Below are 19,636 nucleotides of genomic sequence, written 5' to 3' on the forward strand. Positions count from 1 at the left end.
CAAGACAGGGCGACACCTGTTCAGGTAGTGTCGCTGCTGTCCATGATCGTGTCAGGCACCAGGAACGAGAGAGCGAGCAGCCGATGCGCGGAGTCGTAGTACGAGAGTTCGGTGGCCCGGAGCGGCTGGAGCTCGCCGAACTTCCCGAACCGGCCCCGGGCCAGGGGGAGATCGTCCTCGCGGTCGAAGCCGCCGGAGTCAACCGCGCCGACGTACTCGCGCGAGCCGGGAAGTACCACCGCGCCGGCCGGCCGCCGCTGCTCCTGGGGCTCGAAGGCGCGGGAACGGTTGTGGCGGTCGCCGACGACGTCACCGAGGTGGCCGTCGGCCAGCGCGTCCTGGCCTTCGGGGCGACCAACGAACCGGGTTTCTACGCCGAGCGGGTGGCCGTCCCGGCCGCTCAGACGGTGCTCGTACCGGACGAGGTCGACAGCCTCAGCGCCGCCGCCCTGCCCACCGCGTGGCTGTCCGCCTGGTACACCCTGCGGACCCTCGCCCGCCTGGACGCCGGCGAGACCGTCCTCGTCCACGCGGCCGCGAGCGGCGTCGGCAGCGCGGCCGTACAGATCGCCGTGGACGCGGGAGCGACGGTGATCGCCACGGCCGGATCCCCCGAGAAGCGGGAGTGGGTCGAGGCCCTGGGCGCACACCACGTCCTGGACTCGCGGGGCCCGTCCTCCGCCGAGCGGGTCCAGCACGTGCTCGACCTCACCGGCGGCAAGGGTGCCGACGTCGTCCTGGACACCGTCGGCGGGGCCACCTTCAGCGAGAGCCTGCTGACCGTGGGCAACGCCGGGCGGGTGATCGCCATGGCCAACGTGGCACTCGAACCGAGCACCATCGACACCCGCGACTTCTACCCGAAGAACGCCCGCATCTTCGGCTTCCAGATCACCGCCCTCCGGGAGGGCGGCTACGACCCCCGCCCTGACCTGCGTGACCTGCTCGCGGCCCTTGCCCAGGGGCGGTTCAGCGTCCCTGTCGACGCGACGTACGACCTTACCGAGGCCGGGGACGCGCACACCCGCCTGGAGGACCGCTCCATCCGTGGCAAGGTGCTGCTGACCGTCCGGGAGCAGTGATCACGGCACACGGACGGAAGGTCAGGCGCGCCGCGCGGAACGGGAGCGGTAGCCCGCCACCTTGGCGAGGTTCCCGCAGCGCTCCATGGAACACCAACGGCGCCGCCGCGCCTGGGAATCGTCCAGGAAGAGCAGGGCGCAGACGGGATTCTCACACTGCTTGACACGTGCCAGGAGCGGGCTGCCCAGCAGGGTGACCGTGTCGCGCGCGACGGTGGACAGCGCGGCTCCCACGGCATCCTCGCCGGTCCACCCCGTGGCCGCCGCGGGCCCGCCGGACGGAGTCCAGGTCAGCTGCGGTACGAGGTCGGGCGCGGCGGCGAAACCGTTCACGCGCGTCACGTCCGCCGGCGCCGGAGTGCGGTCCTCCGGTGCGGCGCGGATGAGCCGGTACGCCGACTCGCGCAGGCCCCGGGCCCGTTCCAGGTCCGCGTCCGTCACCCGCATCGCCGTCCGCGCCGTCGTTCCCGACGCGGTGGGCGTGTGCGGCGGAGTGAGCCCGGACTCCGAGAACCACCGGGCCAGGGACTCCGGGTCGGGCAGCCGCTCCAGGTCCAGGCTGCCGCGCCGACCGAGGGTCGCCACGAAGTCCAGGCACGGCCGCCCGCCGACAAACACAAACGCGGCGAGCGCATCGCCGACCGCTGTGCCACCCGCCGTACCGCCCGTGCCGCCAGCCGCGGTCCCCACCCTGTCGCCCGCCTGTTCTCCCGCCATGGTGCGAGGCTACCTTCTGATCGCGGGTCGACACCGGTTGAAGCGGTGGGCCGAGGTCCGGGAGGGAGGAGGCGCGGCCCGCGCGGACGGCCTTCAATTCGTTGTGAACAGAAGACCGCCCTTGTTAATCTGGGGAAATCTGAGTGATCCGAGTGATCCGAGTGATCCGAGTGATCGGGCCAGGGAGAGCAGACATGGCGGGTGACGACGACATCTCCGGGTGAATCCCGGAAGTGAGAGGCCACCGGCAGCCGCGCACCGAGCGCCGCCACCGTGGCCGCTTCGTCGTTCCCACTTCCCTGTTTCCCTGCCGGGCGGTCCTGGCCCGCCCGCATCACCCATGAGGGCTCACGCATGTCCGACGCGTTCATCATCTGCTCGAACCTCTCCTTCTCCTGGCCCGACGACACCCCCGTCTTCCAGGACCTCTCCTTCAGCGTGGGAGGCGGCCGCACCGGCCTCGTCGCGCCGAACGGCGCCGGGAAGAGCACCCTGCTCAAGCTGATCGCCGGCGAGTACCGGCCCAGCGGCGGTTCCGTTTCCATCGAGGGCGTGCTCGGCCACCTCCCGCAGAGCCTGCCGCTCGCCGGCGGCCTGACCGTGGCCGACGTCCTGGGCATCGCCCCGGTGATCCGCGCACTCGACGCCATCGAGTCGGGGGACGCGAGCGAGGAGCACTTCATCACCATCGGCACCAACTGGGACATCGAGGAGCGCACCCGCGCCCAGCTCGACCGGCTCGGTCTCGGCGGCATCGCCCTCACCCGGTACCTGCACACGCTCAGCGGCGGCCAGGTCGTCTCTCTCGGACTGGCAGCTCAACTGCTCAGGCAGCCCGACGTCCTGCTGCTCGACGAACCGACCAACAACCTCGACCTCGACGCCCGCCGCAGGCTCTACGGCGTGCTGGACGACTGGACCGGGTGTCTGCTGGTGGTCAGCCACGACCGGGCCCTGCTGGACCGCGTGGACCGTATCGCCGAACTCGACCGGGGTGAAGTCCAGTTCCACGGAGGGAACTTCACCGCGTACGAGCACGCCGTCCGCACCGCGCGGGAGGTCGCCGAGAAGAACATCCGCAGTGCCGAACAGGACGTCAAGCGGGAGAAGCGGGAGATGCGGCAGGCCCGCGAACGGGCCGAGCGCCGGGCGGGCAACGCCGCCCGCAACCTCAAGAGCGCCGGCCTGCCGAAGATTTTCGCCGGGACGATGAAACGCAACGCCCAGGAGTCGGCCGGCAAATCGAACGAAACACACGCCGCTCGGGTCGGCGACGCCAAGGCCCGCCTCGACGCGGCGGGCCGCGCGTTGCGCGACGACCAGGCCATCGCGCTGGAACTGCCCGGCACCCACGTCCCCGCCGGGCGCACGGTCTTCCTCGGCGAACAGCTGCGCGTACGGCACGGAGAGCGGGACCTGTTCTCCGCGCCGGGCATCGACCTGGCGATCCGGGGCCCCGAACGGATCGCTCTCACCGGCCCCAACGGCGCGGGAAAATCAACCCTGTTGCGTGTGATCAACGGTGAACTGGAGGACGAGCCGGCGGTGGCGGGCGGCGGTATCCGGCGGGCGGACGGCCGGATCGCGTACCTGTCCCAGCGCCTGGACCTGCTGGACCTCGACCGCACCGTGGCCGAGAACCTGGCCGCGTTCGCCCCCGCGATGCCCGAGGCGGAGCGCATGAACCTCCTGGCCCGCTTCCTGTTCCGGGGCTCCCGCATCCACCTCCCGGTTGTGGCGCTCTCCGGCGGCGAGCGGCTGCGCGCCACCCTGGCGTGTGTCCTGTACGCCGAACCGTCCCCGCAACTGCTGCTGTTGGACGAGCCGACCAACAACCTCGACCTCGTCAGCGTCGGCCAGTTGGAGGGGGCGCTCAACGCGTACGAAGGTGCGTTTGTCGTGGTCAGCCACGACGAGCGATTCCTGGCGGAGATCGGGGTGAATCGCTGGCTGCGGCTCACCGGGGGCCGGTTGCTGGAGACGGGGGCGCCCGATGCGGAGTGAGGGGGAGAACCGGGGTGGGACGCGGCCGGCGCCCGGCGTGCGCTGGGCGCTGCGTTCCGCCACGCCCGCGGACGTGGAGGTGATCGCCGAACTACGGGCGACGGTCATGCGGGCGGACCTGGAGCGCCTCGGCCGTTTCGACGAGCACCGGGTACGGCAGCGGCTGCGGGACTCCCTCTCCACGCGGTACACCTCGATCATCGAGGTCGATCGCGCACTCGCGGGGTGTGTCACCGTGCGGCCCGCCCAGGACGGACAGTGGCTGGAGCACTTCTACCTCGCACCCCGCCACCAGGGCCGGGGCCTCGGGTCGGCCGTCCTGCGCACGCTGCTCGCCCGCACGGACGCGCGGGGTGCCACCGTCCGCCTGAACGTCCTGCGGGGCAGTACCGCCCAACGGTTGTACGAACGCCACGGCTTCGTCGTGGAGGCGGAGGACCCGGTCGACGTCTTCATGGTGCGCCAGGGCGTCGCGGAGGTGGGCCACCACCCGGCCTAGGTACAACTTGCCTCGTACCTTTGGGTATGTGTAGCGTCGTACGTAGGTCGTTCGTCGTACCAATCGGCCACCCATGCGCATCGCCGCGGAACCGCATCGCGTCCAGGAGTGGATTCATGAGTACGGAGCAGAAGGTCGCCCTTGTCGTGGGGGCCAACGGAGTGGTCGGCCGCGACCTCGTCGAGCATCTTCGGGCGCTCGGCGACTGGGACGTCGTCGGGCTCTCCCGGCGGGGCGGCGAGGACGGTGACCGCCTCCGGTACGTCGCCGTCGACCTGCTCGACGCGCAGGACACCCGTAGGAGGCTGAGCGGGCTCACCGACATCACGCATGTCTTCTACGCGGCCTACCAGGACCGGCCGGGCTGGGCGGAACTCGTCCCGCCGAACCTCGCCATGCTCGTTCACACGGTCGACGCGATCGAGCCGGTCGCGCCGGGGCTTCGCCACATCAGCCTGATGCAGGGGTACAAGGTGTACGGCGCGCACCTCGGCCCGTTCAAGACCCCGGCGCGCGAGACGGACGCCGGCCACATGCCGCCGGAGTTCAACGTGGACCAGCAGGCGTTCCTCGAACGCCGCCAACGGGGCGCGTCGTGGACGTGGTCCGCCATCAGGCCGTCGATGGTGGGCGGAGCCGCGCTCGGCAATCCGATGAATCTGGCGCTGGTGATCGCCGTGTACGCCTCGATCTCGAAGGAGCTGGGCCTTCCGCTGCGCTTCCCGGGCAAGCCGGGCGCGTACCACAGCCTGCTGGAGATGACCGACGCCCAGCTGCTGGCGAAGGCCACCGTGTGGGCCGCCACGGACGAACGGGGTGCCGGGCAGGCGTTCAACATCGCCAACGGTGACCTGTTCCGGTGGAGCGAGATGTGGCCCGGGATCGCGGGCTTCTTCGACCTGGAGGTCGCGCCGCCGCTGCCGATGTCGCTCGGTACCGTGATGGCGGACAAGGAGCCGCTGTGGCGTGGGATGACGGAGAAGTACGGCCTCGCGCACGCGTACGACGAGGTGTCGTGCTGGCCCTTCGGGGACTTCGTCTTCGGCCTGGACTACGACATGTTCGCCGATTCCTCCAAGGCCCGGCGGGCCGGTTTCCATGAGTACGCCGAGACCGAGCGGATGTTCTTCGACATCTTCACCCGGTTTCGCGAGCGCCGGATCATCCCGTAGCCGACCGCTCTCTCAGCAGCTCAGCAGCTCAGCCGGTCGCGCCCGCCGTCACCGCGTCGTGCGCGAGGACGCCGAGGAGTCCGGGGAAGCGCTGCTCCATCTCGGCGCGCCGCAGGGTGACGCCACGGCGGTTTCCGTAGTCGGGGTGCAGGATGAGGCCCGATTCGCGCAGCACCCGGAAGTGGTACGTACAGCTCGACTTCGACACGGGGAGCTGGAACGAGGCGCAGGTCCGCTCCGTACCGTCCGGCTCCTGGAGGAGCGCCGTCACCACTCCCCGGCGCAGGGGGTCCGCCAGCGCCGCCAGGACCTTCCCGAGGTCCATCTCGCCGGGCGCGGGGTGCCCGAACTCGTCAGCCATGACCACCTCATCCATAGGTACGCCTTGCATCATACCTCGCGATGGTCATCCGGCCGGGCAGCCCCGTCTGCCCGGCCGGAGACGCGCTTCTGCGGGGACAGGGCCCTAGATCGTGGCGGTGTCGATCACGAACCGGTAGCGGACGTCCCCGGAGAGAATCCTCTCGTACGCCTCGTTGATCTCGTCGGCGCGGATCAGTTCGATCTCGGCGCCGATGCCGTGCTCGCCGCAGAGATCGAGCATCTCCTGGGTCTCGCCCAGGCCGCCGATGATCGAGCCCGCCAGGGTCTTGCGCCCGAACAGCAGCGAGAAGAGGTTGAGCGAGACGGGCTCCTCGGGGGCGCCCACGTTCACCAGCGCCCCGTCGGTCTTCACCAACCCGAGGTAGGCGTCGAGGTCGAGCGGCGCGGAGACCGTGGAGAGGACCAGGTCGAAAGTGCCGGCCAGCTCCTCGAAGGTCGCCGGATCGTTCGTCGCGTAGTAGTGGTCGGCGCCCAGCCGCAGGCCGTCGGCCCGCTTGCGGAGCGACTGGCTGAGTACGGTCACCTCGGCGCCCAGGACGTGTGCGAATCTCACCGCGAGGTGGCCCAGCCCGCCCAGGCCCACGACGGCGACCTTCTTGCCCGGACCCCCGTTCCACTGCTTGAGCGGGGAGTACACGGTGATGCCCGCGCACAGCAGCGGCGCGGCCACGTCGAGGGGGAGCGCGTCGGGGATGCGGACGACGAAGTCCTCGTTGACGACGATGCGGGTCGAGTAACCACCGTAGGTGGGATCGCCGTTCCGATCCCGGTCGTTGTACGTGCCGGTCCAGCCCTGGGCGCAGTACTGCTCAAGCCCCTGGACACAGTGGTCGCACTCGCCGCACGAGTCGACGAGGCATCCGACTCCGACGCGGTCGCCCACGGCGAACCCGGTGACTCCGGGGCCGACTTCGCCGACCACGCCGGCGATCTCATGACCCGGCACCATGGGGAAGATCGCCTCCCCCCAGCCCGCGCGCACCTGGTGGATGTCGGAGTGGCAGATCCCCGCGTACTTGATGTCGATCAGGACGTCGGACGCGCCGACGGGGCGCCGCTCGATGGCGGTGCGTTCCAGTGGTGCCTTGGCGGACGGCGCGGCATAAGCGGCAACGGTACTCATCGGAAGTGCTCTCCCCGGATCGTGGTGTGCACCCCGCGGACCTGTCGGCCGGGGCGCCGGGAAAGAGCCTTCCGCGGCGAACTGAGGCCTCCCAGCCCTCTGTTCCGCTTACGACCACTGTTCCTACTACTGCCAGGGACAGGCTCCTTGCTGCCCCCATGGGCGTACGACCGGAGACAATGAACGGTATGGATGGCATGGACGGTCTGCCCGGTACGACGGAGGAGACACCGGAGGACGGCGGCGGGCTGTCGTTCGATCCGCGCGCCGAGATCGGTGAGTTCCTGCGCAGCCGCCGGGCGCGGCTGAGGCCCGAGGACGTCGGGCTGCCGGTCTACGGGCGGCACCGGCGCGTGCCGGGGCTGCGCCGTGAGGAACTGGCCCAGCTCTCCGCCGTGTCGGTGGCCTATCTGACCCGGCTGGAGCAGGGGAGGGGCAACAACGTGTCGGTGGAGGTGCTCGACGCGATCGCACGTGCCCTGCGGCTGTCGGACGCCGAGCGCGTCCACCTCACGCATCTGGCCAAGTGCCGCCACGGGAAGAGCCACGCGCCGCCCCCTCGGCAGCAGGTCCGCTCCACACTGCGGGAGTTACTGGCCTCCTTCGAGGGCGTGCCCGCCTACGTGGTGGGGCGGCGCTCGGACATCCTCGCCTGGAACCCGATGGCGGTGGCCCTCTTCGGCGACTGGGACCGGTTGCCGTCCCAGGAGCGTAACTGGGCGCGGCTGGTGTTCCTCCAGCCCCACTACCGACGGCTGTTCGTGGACTGGGAGTCGAAGGCGGCCGACATCGTCGGTGCGCTCCGCCTGGATGTGGGGTGCCATCCGGACGATCCGCGGCTGTCGGCGCTCGTGGGTGAGCTTTCGGTGCGGAGCGGGGAGTTCCGCAGGCTGTGGGCCAGGCACGACGTCGAGGAGAAGAGCCATGGAACCAACTACCTGCGCCATCCGCTGGTGGGTGACCTCGCGCTCTCCTTCGAGTCGTTCCGGCTGCCCGACGACTCCGAGCAGTGTCTGACCGTGTACCACTCCCAGGCCGGGTCCACCACGGCGGAGAACCTGCGGCTGCTGGCCAGTTGGGGCGTGGACGCGGCCACGGTGGAAGCCCGGCCACTGCGGCCCTGAGGCCCACCGACGACGACGGCGCCGGCGTCATCGGTGGACCTCGGGCGGGTGCCTGCGGGGTCAGCCGCGCCAGATCTTGATGTAGTCGATGTCGTCGTTGAGCGTGGAACCCACCCAGGGCACGTCACCGGTGAAGCTGGCGTTGCCCCGGTCGCCCCGGGCGAAGGACTTGTTGCAGCCGCTGTACACCAGGTACGACGACAGCCGCGTGGACCACCATGAATTGGGGGCGAACGAGTATCCCGCGCCGTCACACGCCGAGCCGCCGTAGATGTGGGTGTACTCGCCGCCGTAGTTGACGTCCGTCGCCCATGTCATCAGCTTCACGGAGGCCGCGGGCGCCGCGTCAACAGCTCTCCGCTCGGCCTGCGGGCCGGAGAAGCAGGTGTGGGAACGGGGCGTGGACGTCTCTTCCCCCGGCTGGAGTTCGTCCAGCACCAGCAGACAGTGGGTCGCGGAGGCCGGCTCCGCGTCGGCCGCCGAGGCCGGGACGGTGAGGGCCGCCAGCGAGGCCGCGGCGGCGGCGAGCACGGATACGACACGTAGAGCTTTCACGATTCTCCCTTTTCGAGGTGCTTTCGGCGGAGATTGGCTACCCGGCGGGCATTTTCCGGAATCGTGTGTGGCGACCTCTCGCCACTGAGGGGAGAACCGCCGCGCGTCGTCGTTTTCTGTGATGCCGACCGTCAACCGCCTTACCGCATGGCCGATTCGGCGTACGCGCGGAAACTCCTGGCCGGGCGGCCCGTGAGGCGTTCGACGGTGTCGGTGACGCGGTCCTCGGACCCTTCGGAGATGGCGCGGTCCAGGCCCGCCAGCAGCGCGGCGAACTCCTCGGGCATGCCGGCCGCCAGGCGGTAGCGCATCTGCTCGTAGGTCAGCGGCCGGTGGGAGACGGGCCGTCCGGTGACCTCGGTGATGACGGCCGCGACGGCGTCGTAGTTCAGCGCCTCGGGCCCGGTCATGACGAGGTCGGTGTTGGGGGCCGACGGGTCGGTGAGCGCGCGTACGGCGACCGCCGCGATGTCGTCGGCGTCGATGAAGCCGATCCGGCCCTGGCCGGTCGCGGACATGATGGCGGCGTCCGTACGGATGCTGTCGGCGTGCAACTGCTGTCCCGTGAAGTTCTGCATGAACCAGGACGGCCGGAGCACCGCCCACTCGTCGAACAACTCGGCGACCTGGCTGTGCACCTGGCCCACCGCCGGGCCCCCGGCCGGTATCGCCGAGGAGCTGAGCAGGACCACGCGCCGCACACCCGCCGTACGGGCCTGGTGGAGGAAGGGCAGCATGACGGCGGCCGGGTCCGGTTCGCCGATGGGAGGGATCAGGTACATCCGGTCCGCGCCGCGCAGGGCGTCGGCGTGGGTGGCGGGGTCGTACCAGTCGAAGCGGACGCCCCTGGTGTCACCCGGGGCGACGGGCCGGCGGCCGGCCGCCTTGACGGTGTGGCCGAGTCCGGCGAGCCGGGACGCGACGCGGCTGCCGGTGGTGCCGGTGGCTCCGGTGACCAGGATGACGCTGTCCGCCGGTTTCATGGGATCTGTCATCGGTGTGCTCCGACCTCTACAATACGGACTGCGGGTCCGTTTGAAGATACGGACCGCTGGTCCGTTTTGCAACTGGAGTGGTCGTGACCCAGCACAAAGAGCGCGCGGACGCGGCGCGCAACCGGGAGGCCGTCCTGGCCGCGGCCGACGACCTCTTCGCCCGCAGCGCGAGCCCCCGCGGCGTGTCCATGGACGACGTCGCGACGGCGGCCGGCGTCGGCAAAGGCACGCTGTTCCGCCGTTTCGGCGACCGTACGGGCCTGATCCGCGTCCTGGTCGAGCGGCGGATCGAACCGCTCCGCCAGGCCGTCGAGGCAGGGCCCGCGCCTCTCGGCCCCGCCACTCCGCCGCGCGAGCGTGTCCTGGCGCTGCTCGACGCGATCCTGCGGTTCAAGCTCGACAACCGGTATCTCGCCCTGGCCCTGGAAGACGCGGGCGGCGCCAGCCCCTACCGGGCGGAGCACTACACCTGGTGGCACGAAACCCTTCGCGACGCGCTGAGCCGGTTGCCGGGGGTCGCCGACAGCGGCTTCACCGCCCATGCGCTGCTGGCCGCCACCCGTGCCGACCTCGTCGAACACCTCGCGGCCGAGGAGCGCATGACTCCTGATCGGATGAGGGAGCATCTGGCGGCCTTCGCCGCCAAGGCCCTGGGCCCGTGACGTCGCTCGGCGGCACGGCACAACGCACACCCTGTGCGCTATCGTGGACGGATGGCCACCCCTTCCTTCCAGCGTGCGCGCTCCGCCGAGAACAAACGCCGGAGGGCGGGCGCGCTGATGGAGGCCGCGCGCTCGCTGGCGCTGGAGCATGGCGTCGCGTCCGTGACGCTGACCGCGGTCGCCGACCGCGCCGGCGTGCACCACTCCGCCGTACGCCGCTACTTCAGCTCGCACAAGGACGTGCTTCTCCAACTGGCCGCGGAGGGGTGGGCGAGCTGGTCGGAGGCCGTACGTGACGGGCTCGGCGCCGTGACGCCGGTGACGCCCGCGGCGGTGGCCGAGGTGCTGGCGCGCGCACTGGAGGCCGATCCGCTCTTCTGCGACCTGCTCGCCAACGTTCCGGTGCATCTCGAACACGACGTCGACATCGAGCGCGTCACCGCCTTCAAGCACGTCAGCCGCGCCGCCGTCGACTCCATGGCCGGCGCGATCGAGGACGCCCTGCCGGGACTCGACAGCCGTGGCGCGCTCGACGTCGTGACCGCCGCGAACGCCCTCGCCGCCACGCTCTGGCAGGTCGCGCACCCGCCCGAGGCCCTGGCGCGGGTCTACGCCGGGGACCGGACCGTCGCGCCCTCCTGGGCCCTCGACTTCGCCCCCACGCTCACCCGCCTGCTCACCGCCACCGTGGTCGGAATCGTGGTCCAGGCGACGGTGGCAGGAACGACCCCTCGATAACGCACGGGCTGCGCGTTGACCGTCGGGCGGGACTGCCGTAGGCTGATTAACGCACAGTATGTGCGTTAAATGGCCTAGAGGAGCCGTCCGATGACGTCCAAGACCTGGTTCATCACGGGAACCTCGACCGGCTTCGGCCGTGCGCTCACAGAAGCGCTGCTCGCGCGTGGCGACCGCGTCGCCGCCACTCTGCGGCGCCCCGCCGCCCTGGACGACCTGGCGGCCGCGTACGGCGACGACCAGTTGTGGCGCGCCGTCCTCGACGTCAGCGACCCCGCGCGGGTTCGCGACGTCGTCAACCACGCCTTCGCCGCGCTCGGCCGGATCGACGTGGTCGTCTCCAACGCGGGGTACTCGCTGGTCGGCGCCGCCGAGGAACCCACCGACGAACGGGTCGAGCGCCAGCTCGACACCAATGTGCTCGGCTCGATGACCCTGGCCCGCGCGGCGCTTCCGCACCTCCGCGCCCAGGGCGGCGGCCACCTGATGCAGTTCTCCAGCATCGGCGGACAGGCCGCGTTCCCGTTCGTCAGCGTCTACAACGCCACGAAGTGGGCCATGGAAGGGTTTTACGAGGCCCTCGCCCAGGAAGTCGCCGGGCTCGGCATCGCCACCACCCTGATCGAGCCGGGCGGGTTCCGTACCGACGCGAACACCCGCAGCGCGGACGCCGCGCCCGCCCTGCCGGCCTACGCCGCACTGCGCGAACGGATGCTCGCCACCTTCGCCGAGCCCCTCGGCGACCCGGCCCGGCTCGCCACGGCGGTCATCGCCGCCGCCGACGCGCCCCGCCCTCCCCGCAGGCTGCTGCTGGGCACCGACGCCTACGACGCCGTACACGCGTCCCTCACGGCCCGGCTGCGGGAAGTCGAAGCCCAGAAGGACAGCGTGTCCCTGACCGACGTCGCGTGATCGCACCCCCGCACCCCGGCCAAGGAGGTTCCATGTGCGCCGACACGTCGCACGCCGACCATGGGCACACCGAGAAGTTGCACGCCGACGAGGCGGACATCGACGCGTCTCTCGTACGACGGCTGCTCGCCGCGCAGTTCCCGCGGTGGGCGGACCTGCCGGTCGTACGGGTGGACAACGGGACGTCCAATGCCATGTACCGGCTGGGCGACACCATGGTGGTGCGCCTTCCCCGCCGTGGGGCGGCCGCCGCCGACGTGGACAGGGAGCACCGGTGGCTGCCGCGGATCGCCCCCTCGCTCCCGTTCGCCGTTCCCGTACCGCTCGGGAAGGGGAGGCCGGCGGCGGACTACCCGTGGGCCTGGTCCGTCTACCGGTGGCTGGAGGGGGAGACCCCGGCCGGCGGCATCGGCCGCACCGGGCCGTTCGCGCGGGACGTGGCGGAGTTCGTCCGCGCCCTGCGGCGGATCGATCCGACCGACGGCCCTCCCTCCTACCGAGGCGAACACCTGGCCGCGAGGGACACCGCGACCCGTGCCGCGATCGACGAACTGCGCGGGATCGTCGACGCGCGGGCGGCGACCGCCGTCTGGGAGGCGGCCCTGCGCGCACCCGAGTGGCGTGACCCGCCCGTCTGGATCCACGCGGACCTCCAGCCCGGAAACGTGCTGACGGCGCGCGGACGCCTCAGCGCCGTCATCGACTTCGGCTGCATGGGCCTCGGCGATCCCGCCGTCGACCTGATCCCGGCCTGGTACCTGCTGGGCGGCGCGGCGAGAGACGTCTTCCGTACCACCGTGGAAGCGGACGACGCGGCCTGGTCGCGCGGTCGCGGCTGGGCGCTGTCGATCGCGCTGATGGAGGTCTCGTACTACCGGCACACGGACCCGGTGATGCACGCCATCGGGCGCCGCGTGATCCGTGAAGTGCTCGCCGGTCAGGGGGACGTCCGGCCGTCCCGATGATCCCCTCGCGGCCGCGCCGGACCGTTGTGCGCGGATCTAGGAAGATTCCGCGCGGACCCCCGCCGTGCTGTTCCTGACGACCAGTTTGGTCCCCAGTTCGATGCGCGCGTCGGTCTGGTCCGTGTCCCGCAGCCGCAGCAGCATGCGCGCCGCCTCCTCGGCCATCTCCACCAGGGGCTGGTGGACGGTCGTCAGCGCGGGGCTCGACCACTGGGCGGGCGGGATGTCGTCGTACCCCACGACGGAGAGGTCCTCCGGCACCTGGAGACCGAGGACCCGGGCCGCCTCCAGCACGCCCAGGGCCTGGAGATCACTGCCGGCGAAAATCGCGGTCGGGCGGTCGGGGCGGCTCAGCAGATCCATGGCGTGGGCGTGCCCCGACCCCACGTGGAAGTCGCCGAACCGGATGAGCGCGGGATCCGCCTCCAGCCCCGCCATGCCCAGGGCGGAACGGAAGCCGTCGAGGCGCGCGAGCGAGCAGATCATGTCCTCGGGCCCGGTGATGACGGCGATCCGGCGATGACCGAGCTCGATGAGATGCCGGGTCGCGGCCAGCCCGCCCGCCCAGTTCGCCGAGCCCACCGACGGCACGTCCGGCTCGGGGTCGCCGGCCGGATCGATGATGACAAACGGGATCGCGCGGGACCACAGCTTCTTCTTGAGCTCGTCGGGCAGCGTGGAGAAGACCAGCACCACCCCGAGGGGCCGGCGGCGCAGCACCCCTTCGACCCAGTCGGCCCCGGGGGAGTGCCGGGTGCCGGTCTCCGTCAGCACCACGCTCATCCCCGTGGCCTTGGCCACGTTCTGCACGCCCCTGATCAGCTCCATGGACCAGGCGCTGTCCAGCTCGTGGAAGACGATTTCGAGCAGGGGTGCCTCCGGCGGCGTGGGGGCGGAGCGCCGGTACCCGTGTTCGTCGAGCAGTCCCTCGATCCTGACCCGCGTCGGAGCCGCGACGTCCGCGCGTCCGTTGAGAACCTTCGAAACTGTCGAGAGGGAAACTCCGGCTTGCGAAGCCACCTGGGCGAGGGTCACTCGGCCTGCACTCCTGTCTTCACGCATGGCCGAATGATAGGGCACCGCTGCTTGGTAACGGTTTGGTAGCGCCCCGACCGCGCTGTTGACCGCTCCTTGCGGGCGTTCTACGGTCGCCCGCCAAGAGACTTTCGGCAATGTGGCCGATACTTTCGAGAGGTCATTCGATGAAGATACGCATACGACTCGCCCGGTGTGTGGCGGGCGGCGCGGCCCTCGCGATGGGTCTGTCCCTGACGGCCTGCGGTGACGGCGGCAGCGCCGGCGGATCCCAGGAGTTCCACGTACTCGTCTACGGCGACGCGGCGAACAAGGTGGAGAAGGAGATCGTCGCGACCTTCAACAAGACCTCCGACGTCAAGGCCGTCCTCAACACCGTTCCCGGCGCCGACTACCAGCAGAAGCTCCAGACGGTCATCAACACCCCGCAGGCCCCGGACGTCTTCTTCAACTGGGGCGGGGGAAGCATCCAGCCCTTCGTCAAGGCCGGTCTGCTGCTGCCGCTCGACGACATGATCAAGAAGGACCCCGGCCTCAAGTCGAACTTCCTGCCCTCGGTCTTCAACACGGCGGTCGTCGACGGCAAGGCGTACGGCGTGCCGATGCGCGGCACCCAGCCCGTCCTGCTCTTCAGCAACCGCGCGGTGCTCGCGGACGCGGGCGTACAGCCACCCGCGACCTGGGCCGAACTGCTCACGGCGGTGGGCAGGCTCAAGGAGAAGGGCGTCACCCCGATCGCCCTCGGCGGTGGGGACCAGTGGCCCACGCTGATGTGGTTCGAGTACCTGTACGACCGGGTCGCGGGGCCCGGACTCTTCGAGAAGGCCCTCGCCGGCGACAAGGACGCCTGGGACAGCCCCGACAGCAGGAAGGCGCTCAGCATGCTCAAGGAGCTGATCGACGCCAAGGCCTTCGGGACCAACTACGACTCGGTGAAGTTCACGGACGGCGGTTCCGCCGCCCTGCTCGCCGCCGGCAAGGCCGGGTTCGAGCTGATGGGCTCGTGGGAGTACTCGACCCAGCAGGACGCCAGCCCCGACTTCGCCAAGAAGGACCTCGGGTACGGAGCCTTCCCCACCGTCGAAGGCGGCAAGGGCGACGCGGCCGGCATCGTCGGCAACACCAACAACTTCTACTCCGTCACCAAGAAGACCAAGCACGCCGACGCCATCGCGAAGTTCCTCAAGCTGATGTACTCCGAGGCGTTTGTCACGTCGCAGCTCTCCATCGGGAACCTGCCCACCACGACCAACACGGAGAAGCACCTCGCCGGCGCCGCCAACCCCGACTACCTCAAGTACCAGCTCGACCTGGTCAGCAAGGCCCCGTCGTTCCAGCTCTCCTGGGACCAGGCGTACGCGCCCGAGAACATCACCCCCATCCACCAGGCCGTCCAGCAGTTCTTCAACGGCAGCCTCGACGCCGACGGCTTCATCAAGGCCATGCAGGCCCTGACCACCGCGTAGAGGGCTGACCTGATCATGACCGCAACCGCCTCCCGGGTGCCGCGCGCCCGGGCCGTGCCCGGCCGGGGAGCGCCCCCGCCCGGAGTCGCCCGCCCCGGCATCGGCTGGGCCCTGCCCGCCACCCTGTTCTTCGTCCTGTTCGCCCTCGTGCCCCTCGTCCTCGTCGCGGTGCTCTCCTTCACCACCTGGAGCGGTCTGGGCTCACCGGAGTTCGCGGGCCTCGACAACTGGACCACGCTGTTCCACGACCCGGTCATGATCAAGAGTCTCTGGCTCAGCGTCCTGCTCACCGCGCTGGGTGTGGCGGTCCAGACACCCCTGAGCATCCTGCTCGGTGTCTGGGCGGCCGGGCCCCAGCGCAACCGCGCCGTCCTGTCCGCCGTCTTCTTCGTCCCGCTCCTGCTGTCCGCCACCGCCGTGTCCGTCCTGTGGCGTGCCCTGCTCGACCCCAACTTCGGCGTCCCCGCCCAGGCCCGCTGGCTGTTCGGCGACGGCAACCTCCTGGGATCACGGACCGGGGCGATCGGCGTACTCGTCCTCGTCAGCACCTGGCAGTTCACCCCGCTCCACGCGCTGATCTACCAGGGGGCCGCGCGGGCGGTGCCGGTGGTCCTCTACCAGGCCGCCGCCATCGACGGGGCGGGGACCGTACGCCAGTTCTTCCACATCACCCTGCCGCAACTGCGCAACGCCGTCATCACGTCGGTGATCCTCATGGTCGTCGGCGGGCTCACCACCTTCGACACCGTCCTGATCCTCACCCAGGGCGGACCGGGCACCGACACCACCATCACGGCCTTCTACATGTACCAAAAGGCCTTCAAGGGCTTCGACTTCGGGGCGGGCGCCGCGATCGCACTGCTGCTCGTCCTCGTGGCGACCCTCATCTCCCTGGTCGTGGTGCGTGTCTCCGGCTACGACAAGATGGCCGGCACAAAGGACGGACTCTCATGAGGCGCACCCCCAACTACCTCGCGGGCGCGGGTGCGTTGCTGTGGCTCTGCCTGGTCGGACTGCCGCTGTACGTGCTCCTCGGCGCCACCGTCCAGTCCCGCACGGAGTACACCGCGGGCGGCCCCCTGTCGTTCCCGCGCGGTTTCAGTCTGTCCAACTACACGGAGGACTTCTCCAACGGCTTCGGCCGCTACTTCCTCAACACCGTCATCGTGACCACCAGTGTGGTGGTCATCGTGCTTCTCCTCGTCCCCCCGCTGGCCTTCTCGATCGTCCGCCACCGCGGCCGGTCGGGACCGCGCGTCTTCCGCCTCTTCCTGCTCGGGCTCGCCATCCCCGCGCAGGCGGTGATCGTCCCGATGTTCTACGTCATCAGCAAAGCCGGCCTCTACGACAACCTCATCGGTGTCATCCTGCCGACCGCCGCGTTCTGTCTGCCCGTCTGCGCGCTCATCCTCACCGGCACCATGCGTGACATCACCGACGAACTGTTCGAGGCCATGGCCATCGACGGCGCCGACACCCGCCGGGTCTTCTTCCAGCTGGTCGTTCCCCTGTCCAAGGGCGGGCTGTCGACCATCGTGGTCTTCTCCGCACTCCAGGCCTGGAACGGCTTCCTCTTCCCCCTCGTCCTCACCCAGTCCGAGAACACCAAGGTGCTCACCCTCGGGCTGTACAACTTCCAGACCCAGTACGGCATCAACATCCCCGGCCTGCTGGCGGCCGTGGTCCTCTCCACGGTGCCGGTCCTGCTCGTCTACCTGTTCGCCCGCCGCGCCCTGGTCCAGGGGCTCATGGGCGTCGGAGGAAAGTGATCCCCAACGTGACCGCCGACACCCGCCCCGACAGCACGGATCCCGTCCCCCTCCTAGGACTTGGCGCATCCGACGCGTCTCCGGGCGCGTCACGCGTCGAGGAACTGATCGCCGCCATGACCCTGGAGGAGAAGCTCGCCCAGCTGTACGGCCTGTGGGCCGGGGCCTCCAACGACGGCGCCGAAGTGGCGCCCCACCAGCACGACATGGACGAGCCCCCGACGCTCGACGCGCTGCTGCCGTACGGACTGGGCCAGGTGACCCGGCCCTTCGGCACCGTTCCGGTCGATCCCGCCCTGGGAGCCCTGTCGCTCATGCGTACCCAGGAACGCATCGTCGCCGCGAACCGCTTCGGCATCCCCGCCATGGCCCACGACGAATGCCTCGCCGGGTTCTCCGCCTGGGGCGCCACCACCTACCCGGTACCGCTCTCCTGGGGAGCCGCTTTCGACCCCGCCCTGGTCGGGGAGATGGCCCGCGCCATCGGAGACGACATGCGGTCGGTGGGCGTGCACCAAGGGCTCGCCCCCGTACTCGACGTCGTACGGGACGCCCGCTGGGGCCGGGTCGAGGAGACCATCGGCGAGGACCCCTACCTCGTCGGCACCACGGCCGTCGCCTACATCAAGGGGCTGGAGGCCGCGGGGGTCGTGGCCACCCTCAAACATTTCGTGGGGTACTCCGCCTCGCGCGGCGGGCGCAACCTGGCACCCGTGGGCATGGGGCCCAGGGAGCGCGCCGACATCATGCTCGCGCCCTTCGAGATGGCGGTGCGCGAGAGCGGCGTACGGTCCGTCATGCACGCGTACACCGACACCGACGGCGTGCCCTGCGCGGCCGACGAGGACCTCCTGACCGGACTGCTCCGCGACACCTGGGGCTTCACCGGAACGGTCGTGGCCGACTACTTCGGCATCGCCTTCCTCTCGTCCCTGCACGGAGTCGCGGCCGACTGGGGCGAGGCCGCCGCCGCCGCGCTGACGGCCGGGGTCGACATCGAACTCCCCACCGTCAAGACGTTCGGGACACCGCTGCGCGACCTGGTGGTGGCGGGGCGGGTGCCGGAAGCCGTGGTCGACCGCGCGGTACGCCGTGTACTGACCCAGAAGGAGGCGCTGGGCCTCCTCGACCCGGCCTGGAGCCCGGTGCCCCCGGCCCTCGCCACCGTCGATCCGCGGGCCCTCGGCGACAAGGAGCACCTGCGCGGGACCGTCAGCCTGGACCGTCCCGAACACCGGGACATCTCCCGCCGGCTGGCGGAGCGTGCCGTCATCCTGCTCGGCAACCAGGGCATCCTTCCGCTCGGCCGCCCCGCCAGGATCGCCCTGGTCGGACCGCAGGCCGACACCCCGACGGCCGTCCTGGGCTGCTACTCCTTCCCCGTCCACGTCGGGGCCCAGCACCCCGGCACGTCCACCGGGATCGAACTGCCCACCCTCCGGCGGGCGTTGGCCGCCGAATTCCCCGGCAGTGAGATCACCGCCGTCGCCGGGGCGGACGTCGACACCATGGACGCCAGCGGATTCGAGAAGGCCGTCGAGGCGGCCCGTGCGGCGGACGTGGTCGTCGCCGCGCTCGGGGACCGGGCCGGACTGTTCGGCCGCGGCACCAGCGGGGAGGGCTGCGACGCGGAGAGCCTCGCCCTGCCCGGCGTACAACAACAGCTCCTCGACGCCCTCCTCGACACCGGGACCCCGGTGGTGCTGACACTGCTGGCCGGCCGGCCCTACGCCCTGGGCCGGGCGGCCCACGAGGCGGCGGCGGTCGTGCAGGCGTTCTTCCCCGGCCAGGAGGGCACGGCGGCGGTGGCCGGTGTGCTCAGCGGCCGGATCAATCCCTCCGGGCGGCTGCCCGTGAGCGTTCCCCGGCTGGCGGGCGCCCAGCCGTCCACCTATCTGGCCGCCCCGCTGGCCATGGCGAGTGAGGTCTCCAGCATCGACCCCACCCCGGCCTTCGGATTCGGCCACGGTCTGACCTACACCACGTTCGCCTGGTCGGACCTCGGCACCGGTGGGGACGGTGACCGTACGCCCGCCGTGCCCACCGACGGCGCCGTCACCCTGGCCTTCACCGTCCGCAACACCGGCGGGCGGGCGGGCGACGAAGTGGTCCAGCTGTACCTGCGGGACCCGGTGGCCTCGGTCGTCCAGCCGGTCCAGCGGCTGATCGGATACGTACGGGTCGCGCTCGGCCCGGGCGAGTCGGCGAGGATCGGCGTCACGGTGCCCGCGGACCTGGCGTCCTTCACCGGCAGGGACGGACGACGGGTGGTGGAGCCGGGGCGGCTGGAACTGCGGCTGGCGGCGTCCAGCACCGACATCAGGTTCACGGCCGTGGTGACTCTCACGGGCGGGCCGAGACACGTGGACCACACACGCGAACTGCATGCCCGCTTCACCGTCACGCGTATCTGAACACCTGAACACCCGGGGGG

The 19,636-nt window shown here is 70.7% G+C and carries 19 protein-coding genes; 13 read left to right on the plus strand and 6 right to left on the minus strand.

Annotation, left to right across the window (positions count from 1 at the left end):
* The first annotated feature begins 83 nt into the window (after positions 1-83).
* A complete protein-coding gene (locus ACIO1C_RS12950; RefSeq protein ID WP_401861970.1) occupies positions 84-1,082 on the plus strand; it encodes a zinc-binding alcohol dehydrogenase family protein in 999 nt (332 codons plus the stop codon).
* A 21-nt stretch (positions 1,083-1,103) separates the two neighbouring features.
* Here the strand turns inward: ACIO1C_RS12950 and ACIO1C_RS12955 are convergent, their stop codons facing one another.
* On the minus strand, positions 1,104-1,799 hold the full coding sequence (locus tag ACIO1C_RS12955; RefSeq protein ID WP_401861972.1) for a CGNR zinc finger domain-containing protein: 696 nt from the start codon (positions 1,797-1,799) through the stop codon (positions 1,104-1,106).
* A gap of 354 nt (positions 1,800-2,153) precedes the next feature.
* On the opposite strand from ACIO1C_RS12955, the gene ACIO1C_RS12960 reads away from it, so the two are divergent.
* From ACIO1C_RS12960 to ACIO1C_RS12970, 3 genes are all read left to right on the plus strand, one after another.
* Positions 2,154-3,803, plus strand: a complete 1,650-nt coding sequence (locus tag ACIO1C_RS12960) for an ABC-F family ATP-binding cassette domain-containing protein (protein WP_401861975.1) — start codon at positions 2,154-2,156, stop codon at positions 3,801-3,803.
* The gene (locus ACIO1C_RS12965; protein WP_401861978.1) at positions 3,793-4,302 is read left to right on the plus strand and encodes a GNAT family N-acetyltransferase; all 510 of its coding nucleotides are present in this window, start codon (positions 3,793-3,795) and stop codon (positions 4,300-4,302) included. The genes ACIO1C_RS12960 and ACIO1C_RS12965 overlap by 11 nt, the downstream gene beginning before the upstream one ends.
* 116 nt (positions 4,303-4,418) lie before the next feature.
* Complete coding sequence (locus tag ACIO1C_RS12970) at positions 4,419-5,474, plus strand: SDR family oxidoreductase (protein ID WP_401861980.1); 1,056 nt, start codon at positions 4,419-4,421, stop codon at positions 5,472-5,474.
* 28 nt (positions 5,475-5,502) lie between these two features.
* Here ACIO1C_RS12970 and ACIO1C_RS12975 read toward each other — a convergent pair whose 3' ends face one another.
* Together ACIO1C_RS12975 and ACIO1C_RS12980 are read right to left on the minus strand one after the other, a co-directional pair.
* Complete coding sequence (locus ACIO1C_RS12975; protein WP_401861982.1) at positions 5,503-5,835, minus strand: ArsR/SmtB family transcription factor; 333 nt, start codon at positions 5,833-5,835, stop codon at positions 5,503-5,505.
* 105 nt (positions 5,836-5,940) lie between these two features.
* The gene (locus ACIO1C_RS12980) at positions 5,941-6,981 is read right to left on the minus strand and encodes an NAD(P)-dependent alcohol dehydrogenase (protein WP_401861984.1); all 1,041 of its coding nucleotides are present in this window, start codon (positions 6,979-6,981) and stop codon (positions 5,941-5,943) included.
* Positions 6,982-7,178: 197 nt separating this feature from the next.
* Between ACIO1C_RS12980 and ACIO1C_RS12985 the strand changes: the two genes are divergently transcribed.
* Positions 7,179-8,105 carry a helix-turn-helix transcriptional regulator gene (locus ACIO1C_RS12985; protein WP_401862192.1) on the plus strand — a complete coding sequence of 309 codons (927 nt, stop codon included), beginning with the start codon at positions 7,179-7,181 and terminating at the stop codon, positions 8,103-8,105.
* Positions 8,106-8,165: 60 nt separating this feature from the next.
* Here ACIO1C_RS12985 and ACIO1C_RS12990 read toward each other — a convergent pair whose 3' ends face one another.
* Together ACIO1C_RS12990 and ACIO1C_RS12995 are read right to left on the minus strand one after the other, a co-directional pair.
* A complete protein-coding gene (locus ACIO1C_RS12990) occupies positions 8,166-8,660 on the minus strand; it encodes a hypothetical protein (protein WP_401861987.1) in 495 nt (164 codons plus the stop codon).
* Positions 8,661-8,800: 140 nt separating this feature from the next.
* The gene (locus ACIO1C_RS12995) at positions 8,801-9,655 is read right to left on the minus strand and encodes an NmrA family NAD(P)-binding protein (protein WP_401861989.1); all 855 of its coding nucleotides are present in this window, start codon (positions 9,653-9,655) and stop codon (positions 8,801-8,803) included.
* Positions 9,656-9,738: 83 nt separating this feature from the next.
* Between ACIO1C_RS12995 and ACIO1C_RS13000 the strand changes: the two genes are divergently transcribed.
* From ACIO1C_RS13000 to ACIO1C_RS13015, 4 genes are all read left to right on the plus strand, one after another.
* On the plus strand, positions 9,739-10,317 hold the full coding sequence (locus tag ACIO1C_RS13000) for a TetR/AcrR family transcriptional regulator (RefSeq protein ID WP_401861992.1): 579 nt from the start codon (positions 9,739-9,741) through the stop codon (positions 10,315-10,317).
* Positions 10,318-10,368: 51 nt separating this feature from the next.
* Positions 10,369-11,055: a TetR family transcriptional regulator gene (locus ACIO1C_RS13005; RefSeq protein ID WP_401861994.1), complete on the plus strand. Its 687-nt coding sequence runs from the start codon at positions 10,369-10,371 to the stop codon at positions 11,053-11,055.
* A gap of 90 nt (positions 11,056-11,145) precedes the next feature.
* Positions 11,146-11,967, plus strand: a complete 822-nt coding sequence (locus tag ACIO1C_RS13010; protein ID WP_401861997.1) for an SDR family oxidoreductase — start codon at positions 11,146-11,148, stop codon at positions 11,965-11,967.
* 32 nt (positions 11,968-11,999) lie between these two features.
* A complete protein-coding gene (locus ACIO1C_RS13015; protein ID WP_401861999.1) occupies positions 12,000-12,932 on the plus strand; it encodes an aminoglycoside phosphotransferase family protein in 933 nt (310 codons plus the stop codon).
* A gap of 36 nt (positions 12,933-12,968) precedes the next feature.
* Here ACIO1C_RS13015 and ACIO1C_RS13020 read toward each other — a convergent pair whose 3' ends face one another.
* Positions 12,969-13,994 (minus strand): LacI family DNA-binding transcriptional regulator, encoded by a 1,026-nt coding sequence (locus ACIO1C_RS13020; protein ID WP_401862000.1) that lies wholly within the window; start codon positions 13,992-13,994, stop codon positions 12,969-12,971.
* 140 nt (positions 13,995-14,134) lie between these two features.
* Between ACIO1C_RS13020 and ACIO1C_RS13025 the strand changes: the two genes are divergently transcribed.
* The 4 genes from ACIO1C_RS13025 (at position 14,135) to ACIO1C_RS13040 (ending at position 19,616) form a co-directional block, all read left to right on the plus strand.
* On the plus strand, positions 14,135-15,433 hold the full coding sequence (locus tag ACIO1C_RS13025; RefSeq protein ID WP_401862002.1) for an ABC transporter substrate-binding protein: 1,299 nt from the start codon (positions 14,135-14,137) through the stop codon (positions 15,431-15,433).
* A 15-nt stretch (positions 15,434-15,448) separates the two neighbouring features.
* Positions 15,449-16,387, plus strand: coding sequence for a carbohydrate ABC transporter permease (locus ACIO1C_RS13030; RefSeq protein ID WP_401862004.1), 939 nt, complete (start codon positions 15,449-15,451; stop codon positions 16,385-16,387).
* Positions 16,384-17,202 (plus strand): carbohydrate ABC transporter permease, encoded by an 819-nt coding sequence (locus ACIO1C_RS13035; RefSeq protein WP_401862007.1) that lies wholly within the window; start codon positions 16,384-16,386, stop codon positions 17,200-17,202. Before ACIO1C_RS13030 ends, ACIO1C_RS13035 begins: the two co-directional genes overlap by 4 nt.
* A gap of 116 nt (positions 17,203-17,318) precedes the next feature.
* Positions 17,319-19,616, plus strand: a complete 2,298-nt coding sequence (locus ACIO1C_RS13040; protein ID WP_401862193.1) for a beta-glucosidase — start codon at positions 17,319-17,321, stop codon at positions 19,614-19,616.
* Positions 19,617-19,636: the final 20 nt, after the last annotated feature.

The organism is Streptomyces sp. NPDC087420, assembly GCF_044744165.1.
In the GTDB taxonomy this organism is placed as follows: domain Bacteria; phylum Actinomycetota; class Actinomycetes; order Streptomycetales; family Streptomycetaceae; genus Streptomyces.